Raw genomic sequence first — 25,516 nt, 5'->3', positions numbered from 1 at the left:
CCCTACGCTAGCCCGGTGACCTCCGCCTCGCTCCCGCCGACCGCCCGGGACACCACCGCGTCCTCACCCTGGCCGCTCCGCACCCTCTCGATGAAGATCAGCGACTACGTGGACAGGATGTCGCCCCTGTGGGTGGAGGGGCAGATCGTCGAGCTCACCCGCAGGCCGGGGATGTCCCGGGCGTTCCTCACCCTGCGGGACACCGACGTCGACATGTCGCTGTCGGTGTCCATCCCGACCGGGGCGCTGGACGCCATGCCGAGCCCGCCCGGGACCGGGGCACGGGTCGTCGTCCACGCCAAGCCCACCTTCTGGACGAGGCGTGGCACGCTGCAGCTGGACGCCCGGCAGATGCGCCACGTCGGGGTGGGCGAGCTCCTGGCCAGGCTGGAGCACCTCAAGCAGCTGCTCCGCAGCGAGGGTCTCTTCGAGCCCGGCCGCAAGAAGCCCCTTCCCTTCCTCCCGCGGCGCGTCGGTCTGATCACCGGGCGGGCGACCGCTGCCGAACGGGACGTGCTGGCGGGGGTGCACCGGCGCTGGCCCGCCGCCCGGGTCGAGGTGCGCCAGGTCGCCGTGCAGGGCGCCGACACCGTGGTGGCCGTGAGCACGGCGCTGCGCGAGCTCGACGCGCTGGACGAGGTCGACGTCATCGTCATCGCGCGGGGCGGGGGCTCGTTCGAGGACCTGCTGCCGTTCAGCAACGAGGCGCTCGTCCGTGCCGTGTCCCAGGCCCGCACGCCGGTCGTGTCCGCCATCGGCCACGAGACCGACACCCCCCTGCTCGACTTCGTGGCGGACCTGCGGGCCTCGACACCCACCCACGCCGCCGCCGCCGTGGTGCCGGACGTCGCCGACGAGCTGCGCGGGCTGTCCACCGTCCGCCGCCGGGCGCTCGCGGCCGTGCAGCGGCGGATCACCGCCGAGCGGGAACGGCTCGCGTCCCTGATGAGCCGGCCGGTGATGACCGACCGTGCGGCGATCGTCGCCCAGCACCGCGCCGACGTGGAGTCCCTCCGCACGAGGGGCCGCGAGCGGCTCGCGGAGCGCCTCGGCCGGGAGCGAGACCGCAGCGGCGGGCTCGTGCGGCACCTCCGCGCCGTCTCGCCGCAGCACACCCTGGAGCGCGGGTATGCCGTCGTGCGGCACGGCGACGGCACGATCGTGCGCGACCGCGGCGAGGTCGAGGTGGACGAGCTGCTCCGCGTCACGGTCGCACGGGGCGACTTCGCGGTCCGGCCGGTCGCCGCGGCTACCCTGGCGACATGAGCCAGACGACCCCGCCCCAGGACGAGACGGTGCCCGTGGCCGGCCTGAGCTACGAGCAGGCCCGGGACGAGCTGGTGGGGCTGGTGGCCCGGATCGAGTCCGGCCAGGTCCCTCTCGAGGAGTCCATGCTCCTGTGGGAACGGGGCGAGGCGCTCGCGGCGCACTGCCAGGCCAAGCTGGACGCCGCTCAGGCAACCCTGGACCGGGCCACGGGCGAGGACGGCGGCTCCCCCGCGGCCGACGCCGAGGACGAGCCGGAGGGCGGTGCGCCCGCCTAGTCCCGGGCCTCGACGACGTCCAGGAACTGCCGGATCTCCTCCTCCGTGGCCGTGCCGTGCACCACGGCCGTGCTCCCACCGGTGTCCTCCGGCCCAAGGAGATAGGCGCGCTCGGCGTTGCTCCCGGGCGAGCCCTCCCAGGCCTGCCACGTCGCGGCGCCACCGGGCCCCTCCAGCTCCGCCTCCCCCGCCGGTGCCGAGTCGCCGAGCACCGCGGCCAGCCACGCGTCGGTGACGTCGGCGGCCTGGTGCAGCGCGACATACTCCCCCTGCGGCGAGGTGTAGCTGATGTGCCACGTCTGCACGCCCTCGAGCGGGTCGTAGGACACCACGGTCGGGACCCACTCCTCCCCGGGCTCCGGGACCCACACCGGCCAGGGCGCCTGCTCCACGACGTAGGCGGCGGTCTGGGTGACCTCAGGGGGGCGGCGCTGGGACTCCTCGGGGTTGAGGGTCAGGGCCCACCAGGCGAGCACGACCACCCCGACGGCGAGGGTCGACCAGACCATGTTCTGGACGGAGTAGCTGGCCAGCCGCCTGCGGCGACGGTCCGCGGGGGCCGCACCGGGGGTGACGCCCGCGGCGCCCCCCGGGGGGTCGCCCGCGGGCGCGCTGGACGTGGTCTCGGGACGCTCGGTGGTCACCCCTCCATCCTCCCATCCGGAGGGCCACGCCCCGACCCCCGACCGCTAGGCTGGCACGGCATCACGCGCCTCGCCGACGAAGGAGTCCGCATGACCACTGACAGGACTGCCCGCCCAGACACCCCTCAGGTGATCCCGGACCGCAACCTGGCGATGGAGCTGGTCCGCGTCACCGAGGCCGCCGCCCTGGCCGCCGGCCGGTGGGTGGGCCGTGGCGAGAAGATCCTCGCGGACAACGCCGCCGTCGAGGCGATGCGCAAGGTCATCTCCTCGGTCACCATGGACGGCATCGTCGTCATCGGCGAGGGCGAGAAGGACGAGGCGCCCATGCTCTTCAACGGCGAGAGCGTCGGTGATGGGACGGGCCCCCAGGTCGACGTCGCCGTCGACCCGATCGACGGCACGACCCCGACCGCCAAGGGGATGGACAACTCCATCGCGGTGATGGCGGTGTCCGAGCGCGGCACCATGTACGACCCCTCCGCCGTGTTCTACATGGACAAGCTCGTCGTCGGCCCCGACGTGGCCGACCGGGTGGACATCCGCCTGCCCATCAAGGAGAACCTGCGCCGGATCGCCAAGACCAAGAAGCGCTACATCGACGACCTGACGGTCATCATGCTGGACCGCCCCCGGCACGAGCAGTACGTCCGGGAGGTCCGCGAGGCCGGGGCGAGGCTGCGCTTCATCACCGACGGCGACGTCGCGGCCGCCATCGCCGCGGCCCGGGAGGACTCCTCCGTCGACATGCTGATCGGCATCGGCGGCACCCCGGAGGGGATCATCACCGCGTGCGCCATGCGGGCCATGGGCGGGGTGATCCAGGGCAAGCTGTGGCCCAAGGACGACGAGGAGCGACAGAAGGCTCTCGACGCCGGGCACGACCTCGACCGCGTCCTGACCACCGAGGACCTCGTGACCAGCAACAACTGCTTCTTCGTGGCCACCGGGATCACCACGGGCGAGCTGCTCAACGGCGTCCGCTACGGGTCCGGCACCGCGGTCACCAACTCGCTGGTCATGCGCTCCAAGTCCGGCACGATCCGCGAGATCATCTCCCACCACCGGCTCGACAAGGTGGCCGAGATCTCGGACGCGTTCTCCCCCGACGCCCAGCGGTGACCGTGCCGTGACCAGCCGGACGGCTCTCGAGGCCCACCACACCTCCGTCCTGACCGTCGGCGAGGCGCTCGTCGACGTCGTCCTCCCCCACGGCGGCGGACCGGCCACCTCGCACGTCGGCGGCTCGCCCGCCAACGTGGCCGTCGGGCTCGCCGCACTCGACCACGACAGCCGCCTCACCGCACACCTGGGCGACGACGAGCACGGCGCCCGCGTCCGCGAGCACCTCCTCGACGCCGACGTCGTGCTCACCGAGGGCTCCACCGACGCTCCCCGGACGTCCACCGCCACCGCCCACCTGGACGGCGAGGGGGTGGCGACCTACGACTTCGACCTCACCTGGCGGGTCGGGCCGCAGGACCTCACCGGGATCGGCCACGTCCACACCGGCTCGGTCGCCGCCACCCTGGAGCCGGGCGCGACCGGTGTGCTCGAGCTGATGTCGCTCGCGCGGGCCACGGCCACCGTCTCCTACGACCCCAACTGCCGGCCGACGATCATGGGTGAGCCGCACGCGGTGCGCTCCCGGATCGAGGAGTGCATCGGGCGCAGCGACGTCGTCAAGGCCTCCTCCGAGGACGTCCAGTGGCTGTATGACGACGCTCCCGTCGAGGAGGTCGTGCGCCTCTGGGGGCGGCTGGGCCCGGAGCTCGTCGTCGTGACCCGGGGCGGCGACGGCGCCGTCGTGCACCTGCCGGCCCGCGACCGGACGGTCGAGCTGCAGGCCGTGGCCGTGGACGTCGTCGACACGGTCGGGGCGGGAGACTCGTTCATGGCGGGCCTGCTCAGCGGGCTGCTCGACGCCGGGTTGCTCGGCTCCGCCCAGGCCCGCGAGCGGCTGCGAGCCGCCGACCTCGCCGACGTCGAGGAGGCCCTGCGCCGTGCGGTGGCCTGCGCGTCCTGGACCGTCGCCCGGGCGGGCGCGGCGGCGCCGACGCGCACCGACCTCACCGAGGGGTCGGGCCGGGGCTGAACCTCGGCGCGGGAGCGGCCTGCAGCGTGCCGTCCCGCTCCACGTAGGTGCCCCGCGCCCGCAGGTGCGGGTGCCCTGCCGCCTCGGCGAAGGTCAGCACCGGTGTGACGCAGGCGTCGGTGCCTGCGAGCCGGGCGCACCAGTCGTCCCGGTCGCGGGTCGCGAAGATGGCCTCCAGCCTCGCGTGCAGGCGCGGCCACGCCGAGCGGTCCGCGCGGTCCGGCAGGCCGCGGCCCTGCTCCCCCAGCCCCGTCAGCAGCGCCTGCCAGAACGGTTCCTCGAGCGCGGCCACGGCTATATACCTGCCGTCCGCGCAGGTGTAGGTGCGGTAGAACGGGGCACCGCCGTCGAGGAGGTTCGCCTCCCGCCGCAGGGTCCCCAGCCCGCTGCCGAGCATGGACAGGGCCATCTGCGACAGCAGTGCCGTGCCGTCCACCATCGCGGCGTCGACCACCTGCCCGCGCCCCGTCGCGGCTCGGCCCACGAGGGCGGCGAGCGCCCCGACCACGGCCAGCATGGACCCCCCGCCGAAGTCGCCGACGAGGTTGAGCGGCGGGGGCGGGGGGCGGTCGGCCGGTCCGATCGCGTGCAGCGCCCCGGTGAGCCCGAGGTAGTTGAGGTCGTGGCCCACGTGCCCGGACCACGGACCCTCCTGCCCCCAGCCGGTGACCCGGACGTAGACCAGCCCCGGGTTGCGGCCGAGACACGCCTCGGGTCCCACGCCCAGGCGCTCCGTGACCCCCGGTCGCAGCCCCTCCAGCAGGACGTCGGCGTCGGCCACGAGGTCGAGCACCTGCGCAGCGCCGTCGGCGGACCGCAGGTCCACGGCCACCGTGCGTGCCCGACCCCGCAGCAGGAGGTCGTCCTCCGGCTCGCCCAGCGACAGACCCGGGCCGCCCGGCCGGGCCACCAGCACCACCTCCGCCCCGAGGTCCGCCAGCATCATCGCGGCGTGCGGCACCGGTCCCAGACCCTGCAGCTCGACCACCCGCACGCCGGCGAGGGGACCGCCGCCGGGGCGCGTCGTCATACCCACGGCCCGAGCGTAGTGGGACGCTCCCGCCGCGGACTATCCTCGGCCCATGCCCGACGTCCGTCCCCGTCAGAGAGGGGTCGCCATGACCGCAGCGACCGACCCGGAGGCCTTCGCGGACCTCCTCGCGGCCAACTCCCGCTACGCCCAGCAGCACGACCTGAAGGGCTTCGACGGCATCGCCCGCGCGGGCGTGGCCATCGTCACCTGCATGGACTCGCGCATCGAGCCGCTGCAGATGCTCGGGCTGACCCACGGCGACGCCAAGATCTTCCGCAACCCCGGCGGTCGCGTCACCGACGCCGCGCTGGAGGCGATCGTGCTCGCGGTGCACCTGCTCAACGTCCGGCGGGTGCTGGTCGTCCCGCACACGCGCTGCGCGATGACCCGTTTCTCCGAGAACGAGCTGCGGGAGCGCATCAGCGAGCTCTCCGGCCAGGACGCCTGGTGGCAGCACTTCCACGTCGTCCCCGACCAGCACGCCGCCCTCGTCGAGGACGTGCACCGGGTGACCAGCCATCCCCTCGTCCGGGACCGCGCCCAGGTCGGCGGCTTCCTCTACGACGTGGACACCGGTCTGCTCGACCAGCTCGTCTGAGACCCCCTCCCGGTTCCGTACCCTGGGGATCATGCACACCGCCCTCTCCCTGGCGCCGCTGACGCTGGCCGCCGTGCTGCTGCTCAGCGGGGTCGCCAAGCTCGGCGACCCCGGCTCGACCGCCAGCATGATCCGGCTGCTGCGCCTGCCGGGGTTCCTCGGCCACCGTCTGGTGCCGCGCACCCTGCCCGTCCTCGAGCTGGCCACCGCGGCGCTGCTGCTCACCCCCTGGCGCCTGACGTATGCCGTGGGCGCGGCGCTCTCCCTCGGCCTGTTCACAGCCTTCCTCGTGGTCGTCGCCCGCGCGATGACCTTCGACCCGCGGCCGACGTGCGGGTGCTTCGGCCGGGTCGGCGACCACCGGATCACCGGGCGGACCGTCGGCCGCAACGCCCTGCTCCTGGCGCTGGCCCTGGTGGCCGCGGCGGTGGCCGTCGGCGGCGACGCGGCGGGTGCGCTCGTGGCTCGCTACGACCTCGGGGACTGGCTGTGGCTGGGCCTGTCGGTCGCCCTGGCGGTCGTGGCCGTCCTCGTCCTGGGCGGCCCGGGCGGCGCCGCACCGAGGGGCCGCGGTCGTCGTGACCGGGCTCGCGACCGGACGACGACCTCCGCCGTCACCGACGACGCACCGCAGGCCGAGGCTGACTACGTGCGGTCCCCGATCCCGCGGGGTGTGCTCCTCTCCCGTGATCTGGAGGTCCGGACCCTGCACTCGCTGGCGCGGGAGCGCGCGCAGCTGCTGGTCCTGGCCAACTGCTGGTGCGGGAGCACGATGGAGGCGGTCGAGCGGCTCGCGTCGTGGCGCGAGCGCCTGCCGCAGCTGGACGTGCAGCTGGTTCACACGCTGCGCCCCTGGGACGAGCCCCGCCTGCAGGACCTCGACGGCGTGTGGTGGGACCCGGGCGCCGTCGTCTACGACGCGCTGGGGGCCGGGGTGAGCCCCGCCGCGGTGCTGCTCGGCGCCGACGGCCTCCTGGCCGGCGGTCCGGTGAACGGCGTCGCCGCCCTCGAGGAGTTCGTCGCCGACGTCGAGGCCGAGCTGGCCGACGCGACCCACCCGGCCGACGCGCCGGCCTGAGGGCGGCCGCCCGCCGACGGCGGGCGACTCGGCGGCCGGTCCCTCAGAGGGCCAGTCGTTCGCGGACGACCGAGGCGAGGCGGTCGGCATACCCCTGGGCGCGCTCCTGCGCGTCGGCCTCCACCATCACCCGCACCAGCGGCTCGGTGCCGGACTTGCGCAGCAGCACCCGGCCCTGGGAGCCCAGCTCTCTGCTGACCGCGGCGACCTGCGCCTGGACCACGTCGTCGGTGCCCACCCGGTCCTTGTCGACGTCCCGGACGTTGACGAGCACCTGCGGCAGCCGGTTCATCACGGCGGCCAGCTCCCCGAGGGGGGTGCCGGAGGAGACGACGCGCTGCGCCAGGGAGAGCGCCGTGAGCACCCCGTCACCGGTGGTGCCGTGCTCCAGCATGATGACGTGGCCGGACTGCTCGCCGCCGAGGGAGTAGCCGTGGGCCCGCATCTCCTCGAGCACGTAGCGGTCGCCCACCGCCGTCTGCACGACGGTGATCCCCTCGCGCTCCATCGCCTGGATCAGCCCGAGGTTGCTCATCACGGTGGCGACCAGGGTGTCGTCGGTCAGGGTGCCCCGCTCGCGCATCGACAGCGCGAGGATGGCCATGATCTGGTCACCGTCGACCTGGGAGCCGTCGGCGTCCACCGCCAGGCAGCGGTCGGCGTCACCGTCGAAGGCGACCCCCATGTCGGCCCCGCGCAGCCGGACCGCCTCCTGGAGCTGAGCGAGATGGGTCGAGCCGTAGCCGTCGTTGATGTTGAGCCCGTCCGGCTCGCCGCCGATGACGTCGACGGTGGCCCCGGCGCTGCGGAAGACCTCCGGACCGACCGCGGAGGCGGCACCGTGCGCGGCGTCGAGGACCACGTGCAGCCCGTCCAGCCGGCCGGGGACCGCCTGCAGCAGGTGCTCGATGTAGAACTCCGCACCCCGCTGGAACGGACGGATCCGGCCGACCGCCGCCCCGGTGGGCCGTTCCCAGGTCACGCCGACGCGCTCGGAGATGCGGTCCTCGAGGTCGTCGGCGAGCTTGTGACCGCCCCGTTCGAAGAACTTCAGCCCGTTGTCCGGCATCGCGTTGTGGGAGGCGGAGAGCATGGCCCCCATCTCCGCGTTCATCCGCTGGGTCAGGTAGGCGATGGCCGGGGTCGGCAGGACGCCCGCGTCGAGGACGTCCACCCCCGCCGAGGCCAGACCGGCCATCACCGCCATCGCGAGGAACTCCCCGGAGGCGCGGGGGTCACGCCCGACCACGGCCGTGGCGCGGCGCCCGCCGAAGAGGCCCTGCCCGCCCAGCTCGTGGGCCACCGCCACCGACAGGTCGAGAGCCAGCTCGGCGGTGATGTCCTTGTTGGCGAGGCCGCGCACGCCGTCCGTGCCGAAGAGTCGTGCCATGTGTCCTGTTCCCGGATGTCGAGGTCGCCCGCCGCTCGGCGGGACAGTCCGACAGTATGCCCCACCGCTCCCGCAGGGGGTGCCGGTCAAGGTGGTCCCACGGATCGGTCAAGGCTCGGTCATTTTTCGGTACAGGTTTGCCCAACGGGCCCCTCGGGGGCTGTCGCGACGTCAAGGGGGAGGCGCACGATACGGGATGCACCGCACCGGCGCGGTGCCCACCCACCTTGGAAGGCACGCCATGACCCACACCCGCCGCCGCACGCTCGCCGCCCTCACCGGGCTCACCCTCGCCCTCGGACTCGCGGCTCCGGGGGTCGCCGCGCAGGGGCCGCCCGACGCGAAGGCCCCCCTGCTGGAGGTCGCGTCGGCACAGGTGGTGGAGGGTCGCTACCTCGTCATGCTCGACGCGCCCGCGACCGGCAAGGCGGGGCCGGGCGAGCGTGGCTCGGAGCGGGCCCGTGAGGCGGTCCGCGCGGCCACCGAGCGCAAGGTGGCCCAGGCTCGCGGCCGGGGCATCGGCGTCTCCCACGCCTACACCGCGCTGGGGGGCTATGCCGCCACCCTCACCCCGGCCCAGCTGGCCGAGCTGCGGGCCGACCCCGACGTCGCCTGGGTCGAGCCCGACACGGTGGTGTCCCTCGACGCCACGCAGACCGGCGCGACGTGGGGCCTGGACCGGATCGACCAGCGGGACCGTCCGTTGAGCGGGACCTACACCTACGACGCGACCGGTCAGGGGGTCCGCAGCTACGTGATCGACACCGGCATCCTCACCAGCCACACCGAGCTCACCGGGCGTACCGCGGCGGGCTACACCGCGATCAACGACGGCCGGGGCACCACGGACTGCAACGGCCACGGCACGCACGTCGCCGGCACCGTGGGCGGCACGAGGTACGGCGTCGCCAAGCAGACCACGCTCGTCCCGGTGCGGGTCCTCGGCTGCAACGGGAGCGGCACCAACTCCGGGGTGGTGGCCGGGATGGACTGGGTCGCCCGCAACGCCGTCCGCCCCGCCGTGGCCAACATGAGCCTGGGTGGCGGGGCCAGCACCACGACCGACGCCGCGGTGGACCGGATGGTGGCGGCGGGCGTGACCGTCGTCGTCGCCGCCGGCAACGAGAACCAGAACGCGTGCAACGTCTCCCCCGCCCGGGCGGCCTCGGCGATCACGGTCGGTTCGACGACGAGCAGCGACGCCCGGTCGAGCTTCTCCAACTTCGGCTCGTGCGTCGACCTGTTCGCGCCCGGCAGCTCGATCACGTCCGCGTGGTACACCAGCACGTCGGCGACGAACACCATCTCCGGCACCTCCATGGCCTCGCCGCACGTGGCGGGCGCGGCCGCCCTCTACCTGCAGGGCAACCCCTCCGCGAGCCCCGCGCAGGTCACCTCGGCCATCGTCAACGGCGCCACCACCGGTCGGCTGACCAGCCTGGGCAGCGGCTCCCCGAACCGCCTCCTCTACACCCCGGCGCTCACCGGCGGCGGCACCGTGCCCGAGCCCGAGCCGGTGCCCACCGGCATCGTCAACGGCGGCTTCGAGAGCGGGGCGACCGGGTGGGCCGGCAACACGGGCGTCATCGGCGCGGGCAGCTACCCGGCCCGCACCGGCGTCAACAAGGCCTGGTTCGGCGGGTGGGGACGCACGACCACCGAGTCGCTCACCCAGCAGCTCACGGTCCCCTCGACGGGGGCCACGCTCGACCTGTGGCTGCGCGTCGTGACGGCCGAGACCACCCGCAGCACGGCCTACGACCGCTTCTCGGTGCAGGTCGTCAGCAACGGCACCACGACCACGCTGGGCACGTGGTCCAACCTCAACGCCTCCTCCGGCTACGTCCAGCGCAGCGTCAGCCTCGACGCCTTCGCCGGCCGCACGGTGACCCTGCGCCTGGTCGGCACCGAGGACTCGAGCCTGGCGACGTCCTTCCTCGTGGACGACCTGTCCCTGCGCTGAGAGACGGACGGACGCCGACGGCCCGGCGGGAGCGATGCTCCCACCGGGCCGTCGGTGCTTCTGCCTGCCGGGGCGGCAGGAGCGCGGTCAGCGCTTGCTGTACTGCGGCGCCTTGCGGGCCTTCTTGAGGCCGGCCTTCTTGCGCTCGGGGACGCGGGCGTCCCGGGTCAGCAGACCGGCCTTCTTCAGGGCCGGGCGGTTGAGCTCCTCGTCGACCCCGTTCAGGGACCGGGCCACGCCGAGGCGGACGGCACCGGCCTGGCCGGAGGGGCCGCCGCCGTGCACGCGCACGAGCACGTCGTAGGCGCCGTCCAGCTCCAGCACGGTCAGGGGCTCGTTGACGATCTGCTGGTGCACCTTGTTGGGGAAGTACTCCTCCAGGGTGCGGCCGTTGATGGTCCACGCGCCGGTGCCGGGCACGATGCGCACGCGGGCCACGGCCTGCTTGCGTCGGCCGGTGGCGGCGCCGGGGGCGGAGGCGGTCGGGCGGGCGGAGGCCTCGGTCGTGGTCGAGGACTCGGTCGTGTACTCCGAGACGGCGTTCTCGTCGAACTCGTCGGACGCGACGTCGGTGGTGATGTCAGTCATCTGTCAAGTTCCTTACTGCGCGACCTGGGAGATCGTGTACGGGACGGGCTGCTGGGCCGCGTGCGGGTGCGTGTCGCCCGCGTAGACCTTGAGCTTGCTGAGCTGCTGGCGGCCGAGCGAGTTCTTGGGCAGCATGCCGCGGATGGCCTTCTCCACGGCGCGGGTGGGGTGCTTCTCCAGCATCTGCTCGTAGGTGTCCGCCCGCAGCCCGCCGGGGTAACCGGAGTGGCGGTAGAGCTTCTTCTTCTCGAGCTTGGCGCCGGTGAGCGCGACCTTGTCGGCGTTGATGATGATCACGAAGTCACCAGTGTCGACGTGGGGCGCGAAGATGGTCTTGTGCTTGCCGCGCAGGAGGATGGCGGCCTGGGACGCGAGGCGTCCCAGCACGACGTCCTGCGCGTCGATGAGGTGCCAGGCGCGCTGGATGTCGCCGGGCTTCGGGGTGTAGGTACGCACGGTGCAAACCTTCGTCGTCGGATGGGTGGGCAACTGCTCCAGTCTACCGGGGGCGCGACGCCGTCCCAAAACCGGACAAACCGCAGGTCGGAGGGGGTATGACGGCCATCCTCACCGCGCGTGCACCCTCCCTGTGCACAAGTATTGTGCACTGGGAGCACCCTCGCCTACGCTGGCGGGTATGCCTCTCCTCCCCGCGCTGCGCCGACGTCCCCGCCAGGCGGTCCCGCCCCAGGCACCTGCCGGGGCCACCCCTGACGGGCGGGTGCCCGCGGGGCGCCTGCTCCCCCGGGGCGTCGTGGTGCTCCTGGGCGTGGCGCTCGCCTTCGGCGTCCTCCTGGGCCTGCACGAGCTGCGCAGCTACGTCGCGCCGGTGTTCCTCGCCCTCAACCTCGTCATCGCGGCCGCTCCCCTGCAGGCGTTGCTGCGTCGCTCGGGGGTCCCGACCTGGCTGGCCGCGGCGGTAGCCGCGTTGTCCGTGTTCGCCTTCCTCATCGCCTTCTTCGGGGCGCTGGGGTGGTCGGTCGCCCGGCTGGTCGAGGAGCTGCCGCGCTACCAGGAGCAGTTCGAGGCGCTCTACCAGCAGGTGCTCGACCTGCTGGCGGGCTTCGGGATCGAGGAGGCCACCCTGACCGACCAGCTGCGCAGCGCCCTCAACCCGGAGGCGATCGTCGGCGCGCTCGGCGGGGTGGTCGGCAACGTGGGCGGTGTGGTGGCGCTGCTCGCCACGACGCTCATCGTCACCGTCTTCCTCATGGTCGACACCCTGTCGGCCGGCCGGCGGCTGGACCTCGTCCGCGAGCAGCACCCGCGGTTGGCGGACGCCCTCGCCGCCTTCGCCCACGGGGTCCAGCGCTACTGGCTGGTGACCACGATCTTCGGCCTGATCGTCGCCGCCCTCGACGTCGTGGCCCTGTCCCTGCTCGGCGTCCCGCTGGCGCTGACCTGGGGCGTGCTGGCGTTCGTCACCAACTACATCCCCAACGTGGGCTTCGTCATCGGCCTCTTCCCCCCGGCGGTGATGGCGCTGCTGGCCAACGGCCCGACCAACGCGCTGATCGTCGTGGTGGTCTACACGGTCATCAACTTCGTCGTGCAGTCCCTCATCCAGCCGAAGTTCACGGGCGACGCGGTCGGCGTGACCCCCACCGTGACGTTCGTGTCCCTCGTCCTCTGGGCCTGGGTGCTCGGGCCGATCGGGGCGCTGCTCGCCCTCCCTGCCACCCTGGTCGTCAAGGCGCTGCTGGTGGATGCCGACCCGCAGGCGCGGTGGCTCAACGCCTTCTTCGCCTCCGACCCTGACACGGCCCGGGCCGAGACCACCCGGGACGCGGTCCTGCAGCAGCCGTGAGCACCGGTCGCGGGGCGCTGCGCACGCTCGCCCACCCGCTGCGCAGCCGGCTGCTGGCCGAGCTGCGCGTGCACGGGGAGGCCACGGCGACCCAGCTCGCAGCGGCGCTCGAGACGCACACCGGTGCCACGTCATACCACCTGCGCCGCCTGGCGGAGGTGGGTCTGGTGGAGGACACCGGCACCGGAGCCGGGCGCCGACGCGTCTGGCGGGCCGCGCCGACCCCGGACCGGTCGGTGGTCATGGCCACGACGGAGGACGAGCCGCTGGACGAGGACGACGCGCAGGCCGTCGACTGGCTCGCGCTGGACTACCTGGCCCACTTCGGGGACCGCGCCCAGGCGTGGCTGCGCGAGCGCCAGGAGTGGGAGGGCACCTGGCAGGAGGTGTGCGGGCTCGAGGACCACACCGTGCAGGTCACCGCGGAGCAGGCCACCGCGATGCGGGCCGAGCTGCTCGAGGTGCTCGAGCGCTACCGCCGGGTCGGCCAGGGGAACCCGCAGGCCAGACGCGTGGTCGTCTACACATGCGCGCTGCCCGTGGACCGCCGCCTCCGCTGAGGGGGCGAACATGTCGAGGCGGCAGAACCATCTCCTGACCTACCCGGACCCTGCGTCCGGACGTGCCCGGCCGGCCGGTGGAGGGCTCAGCGGAGGCGCTCCAGCACCGCCGCGGTCAGGGCGGGCACGCGGACCGTGCCGGCCGCCTCGTCCCACGCCGTGGCGCGGACCACCTCGTCCGCCCCCTCGCGCTGGGCCTGCGCCAGCGCCCACGCCTGGCCGGACAGGCCCGGCACCGTCTGGGCGACCGGGAGCCTCGAGCCGTTCAGCACCAGCAGCAGCCCGGAGCGTCGGTCGTCGACGACCTCCGGCCCGGTGTCGTCGACGAGCATCACGACGACGTCCGGCCGACCGTGCTCGGTCCCGGACACCGGGAAGGAGAGCTGGCGAAGGATCCGCTGCCGGCTCCCGAGCCGCAGGAGCGGCAGGTCCCGCCGGAGGCGCAGCAGGTCGAGGGCGCAGTCCCGGGCGTGCGCCATGTCCGCGTTAGAGGGCCGCAGGGCCGGGTCGGCGAGCAGCGGAGCCATGAGGGACCACCGAGGCCCGTTGTCGGGTTCCGGAGGCAGGCCGCGTCCGAACCCGTTGTCCTGCAAGGTGTAGTCGAGGTGGTTGAACCAGTCACCCGAGGCATGGCTGTTGCGGTCCAGGCTCTTGCTCCGCAGGATCTCCGCACCGGCGTGCCAGAACGAGATCCCCTGCGAGAGAGTGACCGTCGCCAGCGCGAGGGTGTTGCGCCGGAGACGCTCAGCCATCGGGGTGTCCTGGGGCAGCTTGAGCAGCAGGGTGTCCCACAGGGTCTCGTTGTCGTGGGCGTCGACGTAGTTGACGACCTCGTCCGGCTCGTCCGCGTAGCCCGTCGGGGAGCCGCCGTAGGACACCGTCGCCCCGGTCACCGGACGCCCGGTCTCCTGCGAGCGGAACGCGATGTCGCGCAACCCGCCCGCCAGCCCTACCTGGAGCTGGTCGGTGTGCCGCGCCGACGCCCCCCCGGTCGCGAAGCCCAGACCGGTGCGGGGGTCCTCATCGTGCACGCTGCCACCCCTGACGGCGTCGCGCAGCCGGTCGTTGAAGGTGCCGATCCCGGTGCCGCCGAGCTGGCCCTGCACGGCCTGCACGAACCGCGCGTTGCCGGCCACCTCCCCGAAGTCCCACCCCTCGCCGTAGAGCGTCACCGCCCGCCCGTCGACACCGTGCACCTCCGGGGTGAGCGCGTCGAGGGCCGACCGCACGGCCTCCAGGTCGGCCACGCCGTGATGACCCATGAGGTCGAACCGGAAGCCGTCGACCCGGTAGTGCCGCACCCACAGCACGCAGGACTCGACCATCAGCCGGTGGGCCAGGGCGTGCTCCGTGGCGAGGTTCTGGCAGCACGTCGACGTCTCGACCCGGCCCTCCCCGTCCAGCCGGTGGTAGTAGCCCGGGACCACGCGGTCCAGGACGGAGGAGCGGTGCAGGCCGGAGTCCGTGGTGTGGTTGTACACCTGGTCCAGGACGACCCGCAGGCCCAGCCGGTGCAGCTCGCCCACCAGCATCCGGCACTGCTCGACCCGGCGTCCGCCGTGGGCCGCCCCGGCGTCGGTGGCGTAGGAGCCCTCGGGGGCCATGAAGTGCCAGGGGTCGTAGCCCCAGTTGAACGCGTCCCGGGTCGCGTGGGCCCGGACCATCGCCTGCTGCTGCATCCCCGCGGGGTCCTGCGACGAGAGCCGCGCGAGCACGGCGGGGTCGGCCTCCTCCTGCAGGGCGGGGTCCTCCTCGACGGAGGTCAGGTCGAACACCGGCAGGAGGTGCACCGTCGTCAGGCCGGCCCCGGCGAGCGCGGCCAGGTGCCTCCTGGCCGCCCCGTCGGCGCTCAGCCCCAGGTAGCTGCCGCGCAGCGGTTCCGGGCACGACGGGTCGTCCCGGGTCAGGTCCCGCACGTGCGCCTCGTAGATCGACTGGTCGACGGCACGGACCGGCGCGGGGGCCGGTGTGTCGCGCCAGACCGCCGGCGACCAGCGCGCGTCCTCGAGGTCGACCAGCACCGAGTGCGTCGAATCGACCGTCAGCGCGACGGACCAGGGGTCGGTGCTCCGCACCGTGCTGCGCCGACCCGTCCTGGGTATGACGTGAAGCAGCTCGAGCTGGTAGCACCGGTCGGTCCACGCCCGGCTCCCGGTCACGCTCCAGCACCCGTCGTCGTGCCGCGTCATCGGCAGGGACCGGGGCGTCCCGGCCGGTGCCCAGGCGCGCCTGCTGCCCTCCTCGGGCACCCCGTCCCACAGCAGCAGGCTGACCCGCTGCGCCGTCGGCGCCCAGACCGTGACCGTCGGCACCCGCTCCCCGTCCGGACCTGGGGACCAGCTGGCACCCAGGGGCCGCGCGGACGCGGCTGCGGCATACAGGTCGTCCAGGACGCCGGGGACCTGCAGCGAGGTGGCGACCACCACCTCCCCCAGCGCGTCCCGTCCCAGCAGCGCCACCTGCCCGGTGAGGAGCTCAGCAACCCGGGGGACGTCGGCCTCGGCCAGGTGCAGGGGGTGGCAGGCCGCCAGGTGGGGGTGCCGGTCCGCCACGGGGTGCGGGAGCGCCCCGTCCGCGAGCGCCAGCGGCAACGCGTCGACCTCCCCCGCCGCTGCCGGGTCGAGGCCGCCCTCGGGCGCCACGCCGAGGGTCCACGTGAGCTCGTCGACCTCGAAGCCCTGTGGCACGGCGGTGGCCGGGAGGGCGAGGAGGTCGCGGGTCAGCCAGTGGGCGCGGGCGGCGCGCAGGTCGACGTGCCTCATCGGTCCACCGCGGTGGGGACCGCCAGGACCTCGGCGGTGGAGTAGCGGTCGTTGACGACGTCACCGACCGGCCGCAGACCCAACCACCACGGCTGCCCGGGCCGGTCGACGCCCTGCCCCGACCCCCCCACCGGCGGACCGAGCGGCGTCACCGCGGAGGCTCCTGCCACCTCGCCGACGCAGCACCCGCCCGGCTCGTCCGAGACCAGCTGCCGGTCCACCTCCCCCAACGCCGCGCGCGCGAGGCGCGTCGCCAGCAGCCGGTCGAAGGGCGTGGGGTCGCCCCCGTCCTGGACGTGCCCGAGGACGAGGCTCCGGACGTCGAAGAGGTCCCCGCCCTCCTCCTCGAAGACCCGCGTCAGCACGTCGGTCGTGTAGGACGCCGAGGCCTCCTCGCCGCGGATGGCGAGCCACAGCCGACGGCCGCGCTGGAAGGTGTGCGTCATGCGCGCCGCGTCCGCGGCGAGCTCGCGGACCGTGAGGTGCTCCTCGGGCAGGTAGACGCGCTCGGCACCGGCGGCCAGCCCGGACATCATCGCGAGGTAGCCGCACGCGCCCCCCATCGTCTCGACCACGAAGCAGCGGCGCGAGGCCGAGGCGGACATCCGGACCTTGTCCAGGGCCTCCACGACCGTGTTGAGCGCCGTGTCTGCCCCGATCGACAGGTCGGCCCCGGGCAGGTCGTTGGAGATGGTCGCGGGCACGCAGACCACGGGCAGCCGGAGCGCCGGGTGGGCGCCGACGACCTCGGGGTCGGTCAGGACGGCGGCGGTCCGGTATGCCTCGCCGCCGCCGACCAGGACGAGCGCGTCGAGGCGCTGCTCCTGCACGACCCGGGCGATCGCCGCGACCTGGTCAGGGTCGGGGAGCAGCCGCCGAGTGCCGAGCACGGCACCACCCTGCCCACCCCAGTCGTCGACCTCCGCCCAGCCCAGCTCGCGCAGGTCACCGGCCGCCAGGCCGGGGACCGACCCCTGCACGCCGAGAACTCTGTCCCCCGTCACGGCGGCGGTGCGCACCAGGGCGCGCACCGCGGCGTTCATGCCGGGGGCGAGGCCCCCGGCGTGCAGCACCGCGATCCGCCGGGGAGGACGTCCACCGTCGTCCCGGGCCGGGCGCGACCCGGTCGGGTCGGGAGGCAGGTCGGGCGGGGAGCAGAGCTGAGCGAAGGAGGCGGCGAGGGAGGCGAAGGAGCCCCCGCGGGCAACCCGGGCCGCGGCGAAGTCCTGCGCGGCGACCGCGTCCCGGACGGCGTTGGTGGCCGCGATCGCGCGCTCGAGCGGCAGCAGGGTGATGCAGTTGTGCCGCACCCCGAGCACGGTGGCCGACGCGTCGGAGACGCTGAGGACGTGCTGCGTCGCGGCATACCCGAGCAGTGTCGGCATCCACCGGTCGTAGGCGGAGGGGCGGCCGCCGCGCTGGACGTGGCCGAGCACGGTGACCCGGGCCCCCTCCCCGCCGAGGCGCTCGGTGACCAGGGCCCCGACGTCCTGGCTGGTGATCGGGTTCCCGGCACGGTCGGTGGCGCCCTCGGCGACGATGACGATGAGGTCACGCAGGCCCGCGCCCCGGGCCGCGAGGAGGTGCTCGGCCAGGGCGTCGCGCCACCCCTCCCCCGGCGGGTCCTCCGGCACCAGGACCGCGTCGGCGCCGCCGGCGACGGCCGCCATGAGGGCGAGGTAGCCGCAGTGGCGACCCATCACCTCGACGACGAAGGTGCGCCGGTGGCTCGCGGCCGTGGACCGCAGCGCGTCGACCGCCTCGAGGATACGGTGCAGGGCGGTGTCGGCCCCGATGGTCATGTCGGTGCCGGCCAGGTCGTTGTCGATGGAACCGACGAGGCCGGCGACGGCCAGCCGCGGGTGGGCGAGCCGGACCGCCTCGTCCAGCTCACCGGCCGCCACCAGCTCCGCGAGCAGCTCGGGCCACTCCTGACGGAACTCCTCGGCGCCGCGCAGCGACCCGTCGCCGCCGATGACGACGAGCCGGTCGATCCCCTGCCGCACGAGGTTGGCGGCCGCGGCGCGCCGGCCCTCGCGGGTGCGGAACTCCTGGCACCGGGCACTGCCCAGGACGGTGCCGCCGACGTGGAGCACCCCCCCGACGTCGTCCCACCCCAGCGGCCGGATGCCCGGGCCGCCCGCGACGGCGCCGCCCCACCCCTCGTGCACGGCGTAGGGGCGGGCCCCGAGCCGCAGGGCCGTGCGCACGACGGCGCGCACGGCCGCGTTCATGCCCTGGGCGTCACCGCCGGAGGTGAGCACCCCCAGCGCGGGGCCGGGCAGGTCGGACCGGGACACGCTGGCGGCGACGTCGGGTTGCATACCCCCATCCTGCCCAACCCTCAGGGCTGCACGAACACCGCCACGGTGCGCGCCGGGACCGACGCCGTGCCGGCGACCGTGTCCCAGGTCGCCGACCGGACGACCTCGTCGGAGCCCGCGGCCTGGACGGGTGAGAGCTCCAGCCGAGCACCCTCCAGCCCGGGCACCCGCTGGGTGACCGCCTCGGGGCTGGCGTTGAGCACGACGACCAGCCGGTCCAGCGCGGGGTCGACGTCGGGCCCGGCGGTGTCGTCGACGTGCATGACGATCACCTGCGGGTCACCGAGGTCGGTGCCGGAGACGGGGAAGGACACCTTCTGCTCGATGAGCCCGGCATCCCCGAGCCGGAAGAGCTCGCTCGAGAAGCGCAGCCGCAGCAGGTCCTGGGCCATCGCCGAGGCCTGCTCGATGTCCGCCGGTGAGGGCTTGAGCGAGGGGTCGGCCAGCAGCGGCCGCATGAGGTCCCACTTGTCGCCGTTGTCGGCGGCGGGCGGCAGCCCTCGGCCGAAGCCGTTGTCGGTCATCGTGAAGTCGAGCACGTTGAACCAGTCACCGCTGTTGTAGGTGTTGCGGTCCAGGCTCTTGCTCCGCAGCAGGTCGGACCCGGCGTGCCAGAACGCCACGCTCTGACCCAGCGTCACCGTCGCCATCGACAGGGTGTTCAGCCGCACGCGCTCCTCCATGGGGGTGTCCTGCGGCAGCTTGAACGTCAGCGAGTCGAAGAGCGTCTCGTTGTCGTGCGCGTCGGCGTAGTTGACCACCTCGTCCGGGTCCTCCGCATAGGCCGCCGGCGAACCGTTGTAGCTGATCTGCGAGCCGGTGACCTCCTCCCCCGTCTCCTGGCTGCGCAGGACGAAGTCGCGGAGGTTGCCTGCCATCCCGATCTGCACGAGGTCGGTGTCGTTGGCGCTGCTGCCTCCGGAGCCGAAGCCCTTGTCGACGGTCGGGTCCTCGTCGAACGGCCCGCCGCCACGCACGCCGTCACGGAGTCGGTCGTTGAACGTCGCGATCGACGTGCCGTCCAGCTGGCCCTGGGTGGCCTGGTGGAAGCGGGCGTTGTCCGCCACCTCGCCGAAGTTCCAGCCCTCGCCGTAGAGCGTCACGGCGCGACCGTCGACGCCGTCCCTCTTGAGGCTGAGCCCGTCCAGCGCGGCCCGGACGGCCTCCATGTTCTCCCGGCTGTGGTGGCCCATGAGGTCGAAGCGGAAGCCGTCGACCTTGTAGTCCCGGGCCCAGAGCACCACCGCGTCCACCATGAGCTGCTCGGCCATGGCGTGCTCGGTGGCGACGTTCTGGCAGCAGGTCGAGGTCTCGACCTGGCCGAGCGCGTTGAGCCGGTGGTAGTAGCCGGGGACGACCCGGTCAAGGACCGACTTCTCGCCCTGGCCCGCCTGCGCGGTGTGGTTGAACACCTTGTCGAGCACTACCCGCAGGCCGGCGTCGTGCAGGCCGCCGACCATCGTGCGGAACTCGGAGACGCGCTCCCCGCCGTGGGCCGTGGCTGCCGTCGAGGCGTAGGAGCCCTCCGGCGCCATGAAGTGCCAGGGGTCGTAGCCCCAGTTGAAGGCGTCGGTGTCGGCCTGCGCGATCACGCACGCCTGCTGCTCCTCGCTGTCGGGCTGGAGCACCTCCAGGTCGCAGTCCGGGGTGGTCTGTGCCGCGGGGTCCTCCTCGATCGAGGCGATGTCGAACGTGGGCAGGAGGTGCACGGTGTTCATCCCCGCGGCGGCGAGCGCCTCGAGGTGGCGCCGGCCGTACCCGTCCTCGGCGAAGGCCAGGTAGGAGCCCTTCAGCTCCTCGGGCACGTCCGGGTCGGCCATCGAGAAGTCCCGCACGTGGAGCTCGTAGATGGTCTGGTCGACCTCGTCCTCGAGCGCCGGCGCGGTGGCCGTGCGCCACAGCGCCGGCTGCCACTTCCGGTCGTCGAGGTCGACGACGACGGAGCGGGTCGAGTTGAGGGTGAGGGCGACGGAGTACGGGTCGGTCACCCGGTTGACCTCCACCTCGCCGGTGCTGGGGGCGTAGACGGTCACCTCGTAGAGGTACTCCATACCGGTCCACCCCCGCTTGCCGTCGGCGGCCCACGAGCCGTCGCCGGCACGCTTCATCTGGACCCGCTGCGGCTCACCGGTGCCACCCGTCGGCCACAGCAGCAGGTCGACGTCCTTGGCCGTCGGCGCCCAGAGGCGCAGCGTGGGGTTCGGGCCGCGCCAGCTGATCCCGTATGCCGCCTGCCTCGCCTTCTGGGCGTAGAGGGCGTCCAGCACGCCGGGGACCTGGACGCCGGTGGCGTCGACCAGTCGGCCCAGGTCGTCGTACATCGCGACGGCGACCTGGCCCTTGAGGATCTCGGGGGCGTCCCTGGCGGTCTTCGCGCCCAGCCGCAGGGCGAGGTAGCCCTCCAGGTGCGGGAAGTCGTCCACGACGGCGGCGGGCAACCCGGCCGGGTCGTAGACCAGCGGGGCGGACGAGCCGCCCGTGACGTCCTCGGCGTCGACGGCCAGACCACCGTCCGCCGCCCAGTGCAGACGCCAGTCTGTGAGCTCGGGTGCCTCGACCCCGTCCGCCGGCCAGGCCAGCAGGTCGGGCGCGAGCCAGTGGGCCTTGGCCGCCCCGAGGTCGACAGCGACGCCGGCCTCGGACGTGGTGACGGTGAGCAGGTGCGTGTCGATGTCGTAGCTGAAGGTCGTCACCACACCGTCGCGGGGCACCGCGAAGCCGATGTCGGTGCCACCGGGTGCGCCGCCCGCGCCGTAGTTCTCGGCCCAGGACAACCCGTGCGCCACCTTCACCTGGTAGTTGCCGGCGGGGATCTGGGTGGTGCTGAACGTGTGTATGCCGTCACCGTCCGGGTCGATCAGCCACGGCAGCATGCATTCGGGCTGCCAGTCACCGGGGCAGCCCAGTTCGCTCTGGAAGCTGCCGGGGGCGGTGACGATCGGCCCCTGGGCGTCGGAGGTGACGTGCTTGCGCGCGTGGTCGTAGTAGAAGCTCACGCCCGCGCCGTCGGTGCTGTAGGGGACGTTCTGCCTCGCCGGCGTGCCGTAGCTCTCGTCCCATGCGCGGTCGATCGCCGCCTTGTACTCGTAGGACCCGGCCGGGACGACCCCGGCGTCGTAGGTCCTCTTCCAGATGCTGTCATTGGCGTCCAGGGAGAGCTGGGCCTGGTCGCACCAGGGCTGCCAGTCACCGCGGTTCGAGTCGTTGTCGGGGCAGCCCATCTCGGAGTTGTGGCTGCCCGGGACCGACACGGCGTCCGGCTGCTCGACCGGCCCCACCGGGGTCCCGCCGCCGTCGCCGCCACCACCGGTGCCGGTTGGTTCACCGACGACCCCGTACGAGGAGGAGGCGGAGAGGTTGCCCGAGTGGTCCTTCAGGACGGCGCGGTACTCGAGGAGGGTGCCGTCCGGCATACCCGAGACGTCGTGGAACACCCGGTAGGGGGCGTTGTCGTCGGTCCCGAGGAGCGTCCAGTCCTGCGTCCCCGCCGGGCGGTAGGCGAAGGACACCTGCGCGAAGGCGTTCTCGGGGACGGAGGCGGCGACCTCGGCGCGCCCGCCCACGACCGCGCCTGCCGACGGTGAGGTCAGGTGGACGGCCGGGGCCTCGGCACGCGGGGCGAGGGCCGCGCCCGCGCGGTAGACCTCGACGGACAGGGGTGCCACCTCGACCGAGATGCGGTCCCCGGCGTCGGACTTCACCGTGCCGCGCTCGCCGTAGATCGCGTGGTACCGGTCGGCACCGTAGGTCGGCACGGCCACCGTCTGCGCGGTGGTGGCGTTGTTCGCGACGACGACGTACTCGACCTGCTCGTCGGCGTCGATGCGGGAGAAGGCGTAGACGCCGGCGCCGTTGCTGGCGTAGCGGTGCACCTGCGCCCCGTCGGCCAGCGCCGGGTGCCGGTCCACGAGGTCCGACAGCGTAGCGATCTGCCGGTACAGCGGGTGCTTGGTGTCGTAGCGGTCCCGGGAGCCGGACGGAGCGGCGATCAGCGGCTCCTCGGCATACTGCTGCACCTGGGTGGCGAACATGTCCTGACGCGCGTCCTTGTCACCGCCTGCCCCGATGAAGCCCTGCTCGTCGCCGTAGTAGACGACGGGCTGGCCCCGCGTGAGGAACATCAGCTCGTTGCTCAGCTCGACCCGCGCCTGCAGGTCCGCACCCTCGTGGTCGCCGGCGAGCATCATCGCCGCGCGACCCATGTCGTGGTTCCCGGTGAACGTGGGCATCTGGTAGGCGTTGGAGTCGGCGTCGGTGTAGTAGTCGTCCTGCGCGTAGAACGTGCGCAGGCCGGTGGTCGCCGCACCCTTGACGAAGTTGAGGACCTGGCCCTGGAAGCCGAAGTCGATCACGGCCGGGAGCTCGCCCGCGGTGCTGAAGGTGGACAGGTAGGCCGGGTTGCCGTCGAAGACCTCGCCGAACATGAAGAAGTCCTCGTTCTCGGCGCGCGCGGCCTCGAGGACGCGCGGGCTGAACTCCTGCCAGAACTCGAGGTTGACGTGCTTGACGGTGTCCACGCGGAACCCGTCGATGCCCATGTCTGCCCAGGCGGAGTAGATGTCGACCATGCCGTCGACGACCTCGATCCGCTCGGTGAAGAGGTCGTCGAGGCCGATGAAGTCCCCGTACAGGCTCGACTCGCCGGCGAAGGTCGAGTCACCGCGGTTGTGGTACATCGTCGGGTCGTTCAGCCACTCCGGGACCTTGACCGTCTCGTCCGCCTCGGTGCGGAAGACCGGGGTGTAGGGGAAGGAGATCGCGGGGTCGAGGAGGGGGAACGGCTTGTTGACGTAGTCGCGGTCGTCGAAGATGGCGCCGTTGGCGTCGCGGTACGGCTCGGTCGCCTTGTCGACGTAGGAGTACTGCCCCTCCTCGTAGTCGATGACGTCCGCGGTGTGGTTGGTGATGATGTCGAAGTAGACCTTCATCCCGCGCGCGTGGGCGGCGTCGACCAGGTCCCGCATCTCCTCGTTGCTGCCCAGGTGCGGGTCGATCTGGGTGAAGTCCGTGACCCAGTAGCCGTGGTAGCCGGCGGACGCGTCGGCGCCGGCACCCTGCACCGGACGGTTCTTGAAGCTGGGGGTGAGCCAGATCGCCGTGGTGCCCAGACCCTCGATGTAGTCGAGACGGTCCGCGATGCCGGCCAGGTCCCCGCCGTGGAAGAACCCCTTGTCCGTGGGGTCGAAGCCGTGCTCGAGACGTCCGCCGGCGATGCCGGCCGTGTCGTTGGTGGTGTCACCGTTGGCGAACCTGTCCGCCATGACGAAGTAGAACTGCTCGTCGGTCACGGGGTTGCGCAGGCTGTCCTGCGCCAGCGCGGCGTCGGCCTCGGCCACCGGACCCGCGAGCGTCGCGGGGGCGACGCCCACCTTCTCGGTCTCCTCGTCGAAGGTGAACTCCAGCTCGGCGGGCCCCTCGAGGACGAGGGGAAGGTCGTCCGAGGGGAAGGAGTCCTCCCACCCACCGTTCAGGGCGACCTTGAACGCCCAGGTGCCCTCGGGCACCTCGAACGTCCCGGAGTATGCCGTGTCGCTCCCCTCCACGGGCGCCAGCCGCGTGTCCGTGCACGTGGGGTCCCAGTCAGCCCCGCAGCCGAGCTCGGACTGGAGGCTGCCGACGAGGGCGACGGTCTGGTGGCTCGCCCGCGCGGGGGCGGCCTGGCCCCCGACCGAGGTGGGGACGAGGACCCCGGTGGCGAGGACGGCGGTGCAGAGCAGGCCGACGAGGACGGGACGCGACATTGCGGCTCCTGGACAGGAAGAGCTGGGGGACGCGCCAACTTTACGACCTCGCTGACGCAACGGCAACAGCTAGACCGCAATTTCTTGCAAGACCGGCCGGTCAGAACACGTGACGGTCGGTGATCCTCGCGTACTGGGGAGGCCAGGGCAGGGCGTGCCCGAGCTGGTGCGCGGCCCGGTGCCACCAGTGCGGGTCGGCCAGCGCTGCTCGGGCGAGCATCACCGCATCGGCCTTGCCCGCCCGCAGGACGCCCTCGGCCTGCCGCGCTCCGGTGATCATGCCGACCGTGCTCACGGGAACCTCCACGGTCTCCCTCACCCGCTCGGCGAACCGGGTCTGGTAGCCGGGTCCGACCGGGATCGTCGGGGCTGGGACGTTGCCCCCGGACGAGACGTCGATGAGGTCCACCCCGCGGCGGCCCAGCTCGCGGCACAGCTGCACGGTGCGCTCGACATCACCCTCGATGCCCCCCTCGACCTCGTCGGACCAGTCCGTGGCCGACACCCTGACGAGGAGCGGCACCCGGTCCGGGATCGCCGCCCGCACCGCGTCGACGACCTCGAGCACGAGGCGTGCACGTCCCACGTCGTCGCCGCCGTAGCGGTCGGACCGGTCGTTGACCAGCGGGCTGAGGAACTGGTGCAGGAGGTAGCCGTGGGCAGCGTGGACCTCCACCACGTCGAAGCCCACCCGGACCGCCCGGGCGGCGGACCGGGCGAAGGCGTGCACGATCTCGGGCACCTCCTCGGTGCGCAGACCCCGCGGGGCGGCGTAGCTGCCGAAGGCCTGCTCCCCGGCACCGACCGCCCGCCAACCACCGTCATCGCGAGGGACGCTGCCGGAGCGCTCGTGGAACGGCGCGTACGTCGAGCCCTTGCGTCCCGCATGGGCCAGCTGCACCCCGATGAGCGAGCCGACCTGGTGCACCTGCTCGACGATCCGCTGCCAGCCGCGCATCTGCTGGTCCTCCCACAGGCCGGCGTCCCAGGGCGAGATCCGACCGTCGCGGCTGACCGCCGTGGCCTCGGTGAGGATCAGCGGCGCACCACCTACGGCGAAGGACATGAGGTGTGCCAGGTGCCAGTCGGTGACGAAGCCGGGCTCGCTCGGCCGGCAGGAGTACTGGCACATCGGTGACACCCAGGCCCGCCCCGGCACCTCGAGCGAGCGCAGCGTCAGCGGGCTGAAGATCATCGGCGGCATACCCGCGATCCTCCCATCCCTGTCCCTGGCGCCCCGATGACACCCGCACAGATGCGCGGGCAGAGCACATGCAGACAGCCCCCGACCGGTTTCCCGGTCAGGGGCTGTCGCACAAAGTGGTCCGGCGGTGTCCTACTCTCCCACACCGTCTCCAGTGCAGTACCATCGGCGCTGTCAGGCTTAGC

18 protein-coding genes are annotated in these 25,516 nt (G+C 73.2%); 9 read left to right on the top strand and 9 right to left on the bottom strand.

Going from position 1 to position 25,516, the window contains the following annotated elements:
• The first annotated feature begins 15 nt into the window (after positions 1–15).
• A complete protein-coding gene (gene xseA, locus D4B81_RS13765; RefSeq protein WP_122263173.1) occupies positions 16–1,266 on the top strand; it encodes an exodeoxyribonuclease VII large subunit in 1,251 nt (416 codons plus the stop codon).
• On the top strand, positions 1,263–1,544 hold the full coding sequence (locus D4B81_RS13760; RefSeq protein WP_122263172.1) for an exodeoxyribonuclease VII small subunit: 282 nt from the start codon (positions 1,263–1,265) through the stop codon (positions 1,542–1,544). The genes xseA and D4B81_RS13760 overlap by 4 nt, the downstream gene beginning before the upstream one ends.
• Here D4B81_RS13760 and D4B81_RS13755 read toward each other — a convergent pair.
• Entirely contained in the window at positions 1,541–2,188 is a 648-nt protein-coding gene (locus D4B81_RS13755) for a DUF4245 domain-containing protein (protein WP_122263171.1), read from the bottom strand. The two genes, D4B81_RS13760 and D4B81_RS13755, sit on opposite strands and share 4 nt — an antisense overlap.
• Before the next feature lie 90 nt (positions 2,189–2,278).
• Between D4B81_RS13755 and glpX the strand changes: the two genes are divergently transcribed.
• Together glpX and D4B81_RS13745 are read left to right on the top strand one after the other, a co-directional pair.
• Positions 2,279–3,310, top strand: a complete 1,032-nt coding sequence (glpX, locus tag D4B81_RS13750; RefSeq protein ID WP_122263170.1) for a class II fructose-bisphosphatase — start codon at positions 2,279–2,281, stop codon at positions 3,308–3,310.
• A 7-nt stretch (positions 3,311–3,317) separates the two neighbouring features.
• Entirely contained in the window at positions 3,318–4,283 is a 966-nt protein-coding gene (locus tag D4B81_RS13745) for a carbohydrate kinase family protein (RefSeq protein ID WP_122263169.1), read from the top strand.
• Here D4B81_RS13745 and D4B81_RS13740 read toward each other — a convergent pair.
• On the bottom strand, positions 4,258–5,313 hold the full coding sequence (locus D4B81_RS13740) for a CaiB/BaiF CoA transferase family protein (protein WP_122263168.1): 1,056 nt from the start codon (positions 5,311–5,313) through the stop codon (positions 4,258–4,260). The two genes, D4B81_RS13745 and D4B81_RS13740, sit on opposite strands and share 26 nt — an antisense overlap.
• 88 nt (positions 5,314–5,401) lie before the next feature.
• On the opposite strand from D4B81_RS13740, the gene D4B81_RS13735 reads away from it, so the two are divergent.
• Together D4B81_RS13735 and D4B81_RS13730 are read left to right on the top strand one after the other, a co-directional pair.
• Positions 5,402–5,914: a beta-class carbonic anhydrase gene (locus D4B81_RS13735; RefSeq protein WP_097189174.1), complete on the top strand. Its 513-nt coding sequence runs from the start codon at positions 5,402–5,404 to the stop codon at positions 5,912–5,914.
• A 31-nt stretch (positions 5,915–5,945) separates the two neighbouring features.
• Positions 5,946–6,992 carry a MauE/DoxX family redox-associated membrane protein gene (locus D4B81_RS13730; RefSeq protein ID WP_122263167.1) on the top strand — a complete coding sequence of 349 codons (1,047 nt, stop codon included), beginning with the start codon at positions 5,946–5,948 and terminating at the stop codon, positions 6,990–6,992.
• 43 nt (positions 6,993–7,035) lie between these two features.
• On the opposite strand, the gene glmM is transcribed toward D4B81_RS13730, so the two are convergent.
• Entirely contained in the window at positions 7,036–8,382 is a 1,347-nt protein-coding gene (gene glmM, locus D4B81_RS13725) for a phosphoglucosamine mutase (RefSeq protein WP_122263166.1), read from the bottom strand.
• A gap of 241 nt (positions 8,383–8,623) precedes the next feature.
• Here glmM and D4B81_RS13720 point away from each other — a divergent pair, with 241 nt between their 5' ends.
• Positions 8,624–10,345: a S8 family serine peptidase gene (locus D4B81_RS13720; RefSeq protein WP_122263307.1), complete on the top strand. Its 1,722-nt coding sequence runs from the start codon at positions 8,624–8,626 to the stop codon at positions 10,343–10,345.
• A gap of 87 nt (positions 10,346–10,432) precedes the next feature.
• Here the strand turns inward: D4B81_RS13720 and rpsI are convergent, their stop codons facing one another.
• Both rpsI and rplM read right to left on the bottom strand, forming a co-directional pair.
• Complete coding sequence (gene rpsI, locus D4B81_RS13715; RefSeq protein WP_122263165.1) at positions 10,433–10,933, bottom strand: 30S ribosomal protein S9; 501 nt, start codon at positions 10,931–10,933, stop codon at positions 10,433–10,435.
• 12 nt (positions 10,934–10,945) lie between these two features.
• Positions 10,946–11,389: a 50S ribosomal protein L13 gene (gene rplM / locus D4B81_RS13710; protein WP_097189178.1), complete on the bottom strand. Its 444-nt coding sequence runs from the start codon at positions 11,387–11,389 to the stop codon at positions 10,946–10,948.
• Between the two features lie 181 nt (positions 11,390–11,570).
• On the opposite strand from rplM, the gene D4B81_RS13705 reads away from it, so the two are divergent.
• Both D4B81_RS13705 and D4B81_RS13700 read left to right on the top strand, forming a co-directional pair.
• Positions 11,571–12,740, top strand: a complete 1,170-nt coding sequence (locus tag D4B81_RS13705; RefSeq protein WP_122263164.1) for an AI-2E family transporter — start codon at positions 11,571–11,573, stop codon at positions 12,738–12,740.
• Positions 12,737–13,300 (top strand): winged helix-turn-helix domain-containing protein, encoded by a 564-nt coding sequence (locus D4B81_RS13700; protein WP_122263163.1) that lies wholly within the window; start codon positions 12,737–12,739, stop codon positions 13,298–13,300. The genes D4B81_RS13705 and D4B81_RS13700 overlap by 4 nt, the downstream gene beginning before the upstream one ends.
• A gap of 86 nt (positions 13,301–13,386) precedes the next feature.
• Here the strand turns inward: D4B81_RS13700 and pulA (D4B81_RS13695) are convergent, their stop codons facing one another.
• The 4 genes from pulA (D4B81_RS13695) to D4B81_RS13680 form a co-directional block, all read right to left on the bottom strand.
• Positions 13,387–16,062, bottom strand: a complete 2,676-nt coding sequence (pulA, locus tag D4B81_RS13695; RefSeq protein WP_122263162.1) for a pullulanase-type alpha-1,6-glucosidase — start codon at positions 16,060–16,062, stop codon at positions 13,387–13,389.
• On the bottom strand, positions 16,059–18,386 hold the full coding sequence (locus D4B81_RS13690; protein WP_122263161.1) for a 6-phosphofructokinase: 2,328 nt from the start codon (positions 18,384–18,386) through the stop codon (positions 16,059–16,061). The genes pulA (D4B81_RS13695) and D4B81_RS13690 overlap by 4 nt, the downstream gene beginning before the upstream one ends.
• Positions 18,387–18,406: 20 nt before the next feature.
• On the bottom strand, positions 18,407–24,127 hold the full coding sequence (gene pulA, locus D4B81_RS13685) for a pullulanase-type alpha-1,6-glucosidase (RefSeq protein WP_122263160.1): 5,721 nt from the start codon (positions 24,125–24,127) through the stop codon (positions 18,407–18,409).
• A gap of 100 nt (positions 24,128–24,227) precedes the next feature.
• A complete protein-coding gene (locus D4B81_RS13680) occupies positions 24,228–25,331 on the bottom strand; it encodes an NADH:flavin oxidoreductase/NADH oxidase (RefSeq protein WP_122263159.1) in 1,104 nt (367 codons plus the stop codon).
• Between the last annotated feature and the right edge of the window lie 185 nt (positions 25,332–25,516).

It is taken from the genome of Ornithinimicrobium cerasi (assembly GCF_003702705.1).
GTDB classification, from domain to species: Bacteria; Actinomycetota; Actinomycetes; order Actinomycetales; family Dermatophilaceae; genus Ornithinicoccus; species Ornithinicoccus cerasi.
Note: the sequence above shows the minus strand (reverse complement) of the source record. Positions and strands in the feature narration are given on the sequence as shown.

Excerpts from the sequence above, each read along its gene's own strand:
- glmM (WP_122263166.1), bottom strand. The coding sequence starts at position 8,382 with ATGGCACGACTCTTCGGCACGGACGGCGTGCGCGGCCTCGCCAACAAG.
- D4B81_RS13740 (WP_122263168.1), bottom strand. The coding sequence starts at position 5,313 with ATGACGACGCGCCCCGGCGGCGGTCCCCTCGCCGGCGTGCGGGTGGTC.
- D4B81_RS13720 (WP_122263307.1), top strand. The coding sequence starts at position 8,624 with ATGACCCACACCCGCCGCCGCACGCTCGCCGCCCTCACCGGGCTCACC.
- D4B81_RS13705 (WP_122263164.1), top strand. The coding sequence starts at position 11,571 with ATGCCTCTCCTCCCCGCGCTGCGCCGACGTCCCCGCCAGGCGGTCCCG.
- D4B81_RS13735 (WP_097189174.1), top strand. The coding sequence starts at position 5,402 with ATGACCGCAGCGACCGACCCGGAGGCCTTCGCGGACCTCCTCGCGGCC.
- D4B81_RS13760 (WP_122263172.1), top strand. The coding sequence starts at position 1,263 with ATGAGCCAGACGACCCCGCCCCAGGACGAGACGGTGCCCGTGGCCGGC.
- glpX (WP_122263170.1), top strand. The coding sequence starts at position 2,279 with ATGACCACTGACAGGACTGCCCGCCCAGACACCCCTCAGGTGATCCCG.
- D4B81_RS13680 (WP_122263159.1), bottom strand. The coding sequence starts at position 25,331 with ATGCCGCCGATGATCTTCAGCCCGCTGACGCTGCGCTCGCTCGAGGTG.
- rpsI (WP_122263165.1), bottom strand. The coding sequence starts at position 10,933 with ATGACTGACATCACCACCGACGTCGCGTCCGACGAGTTCGACGAGAAC.
- D4B81_RS13730 (WP_122263167.1), top strand. The coding sequence starts at position 5,946 with ATGCACACCGCCCTCTCCCTGGCGCCGCTGACGCTGGCCGCCGTGCTG.
- pulA (WP_122263160.1), bottom strand. The coding sequence starts at position 24,127 with ATGTCGCGTCCCGTCCTCGTCGGCCTGCTCTGCACCGCCGTCCTCGCC.
- D4B81_RS13690 (WP_122263161.1), bottom strand. The coding sequence starts at position 18,386 with ATGCAACCCGACGTCGCCGCCAGCGTGTCCCGGTCCGACCTGCCCGGC.
- pulA (WP_122263162.1), bottom strand. The coding sequence starts at position 16,062 with ATGAGGCACGTCGACCTGCGCGCCGCCCGCGCCCACTGGCTGACCCGC.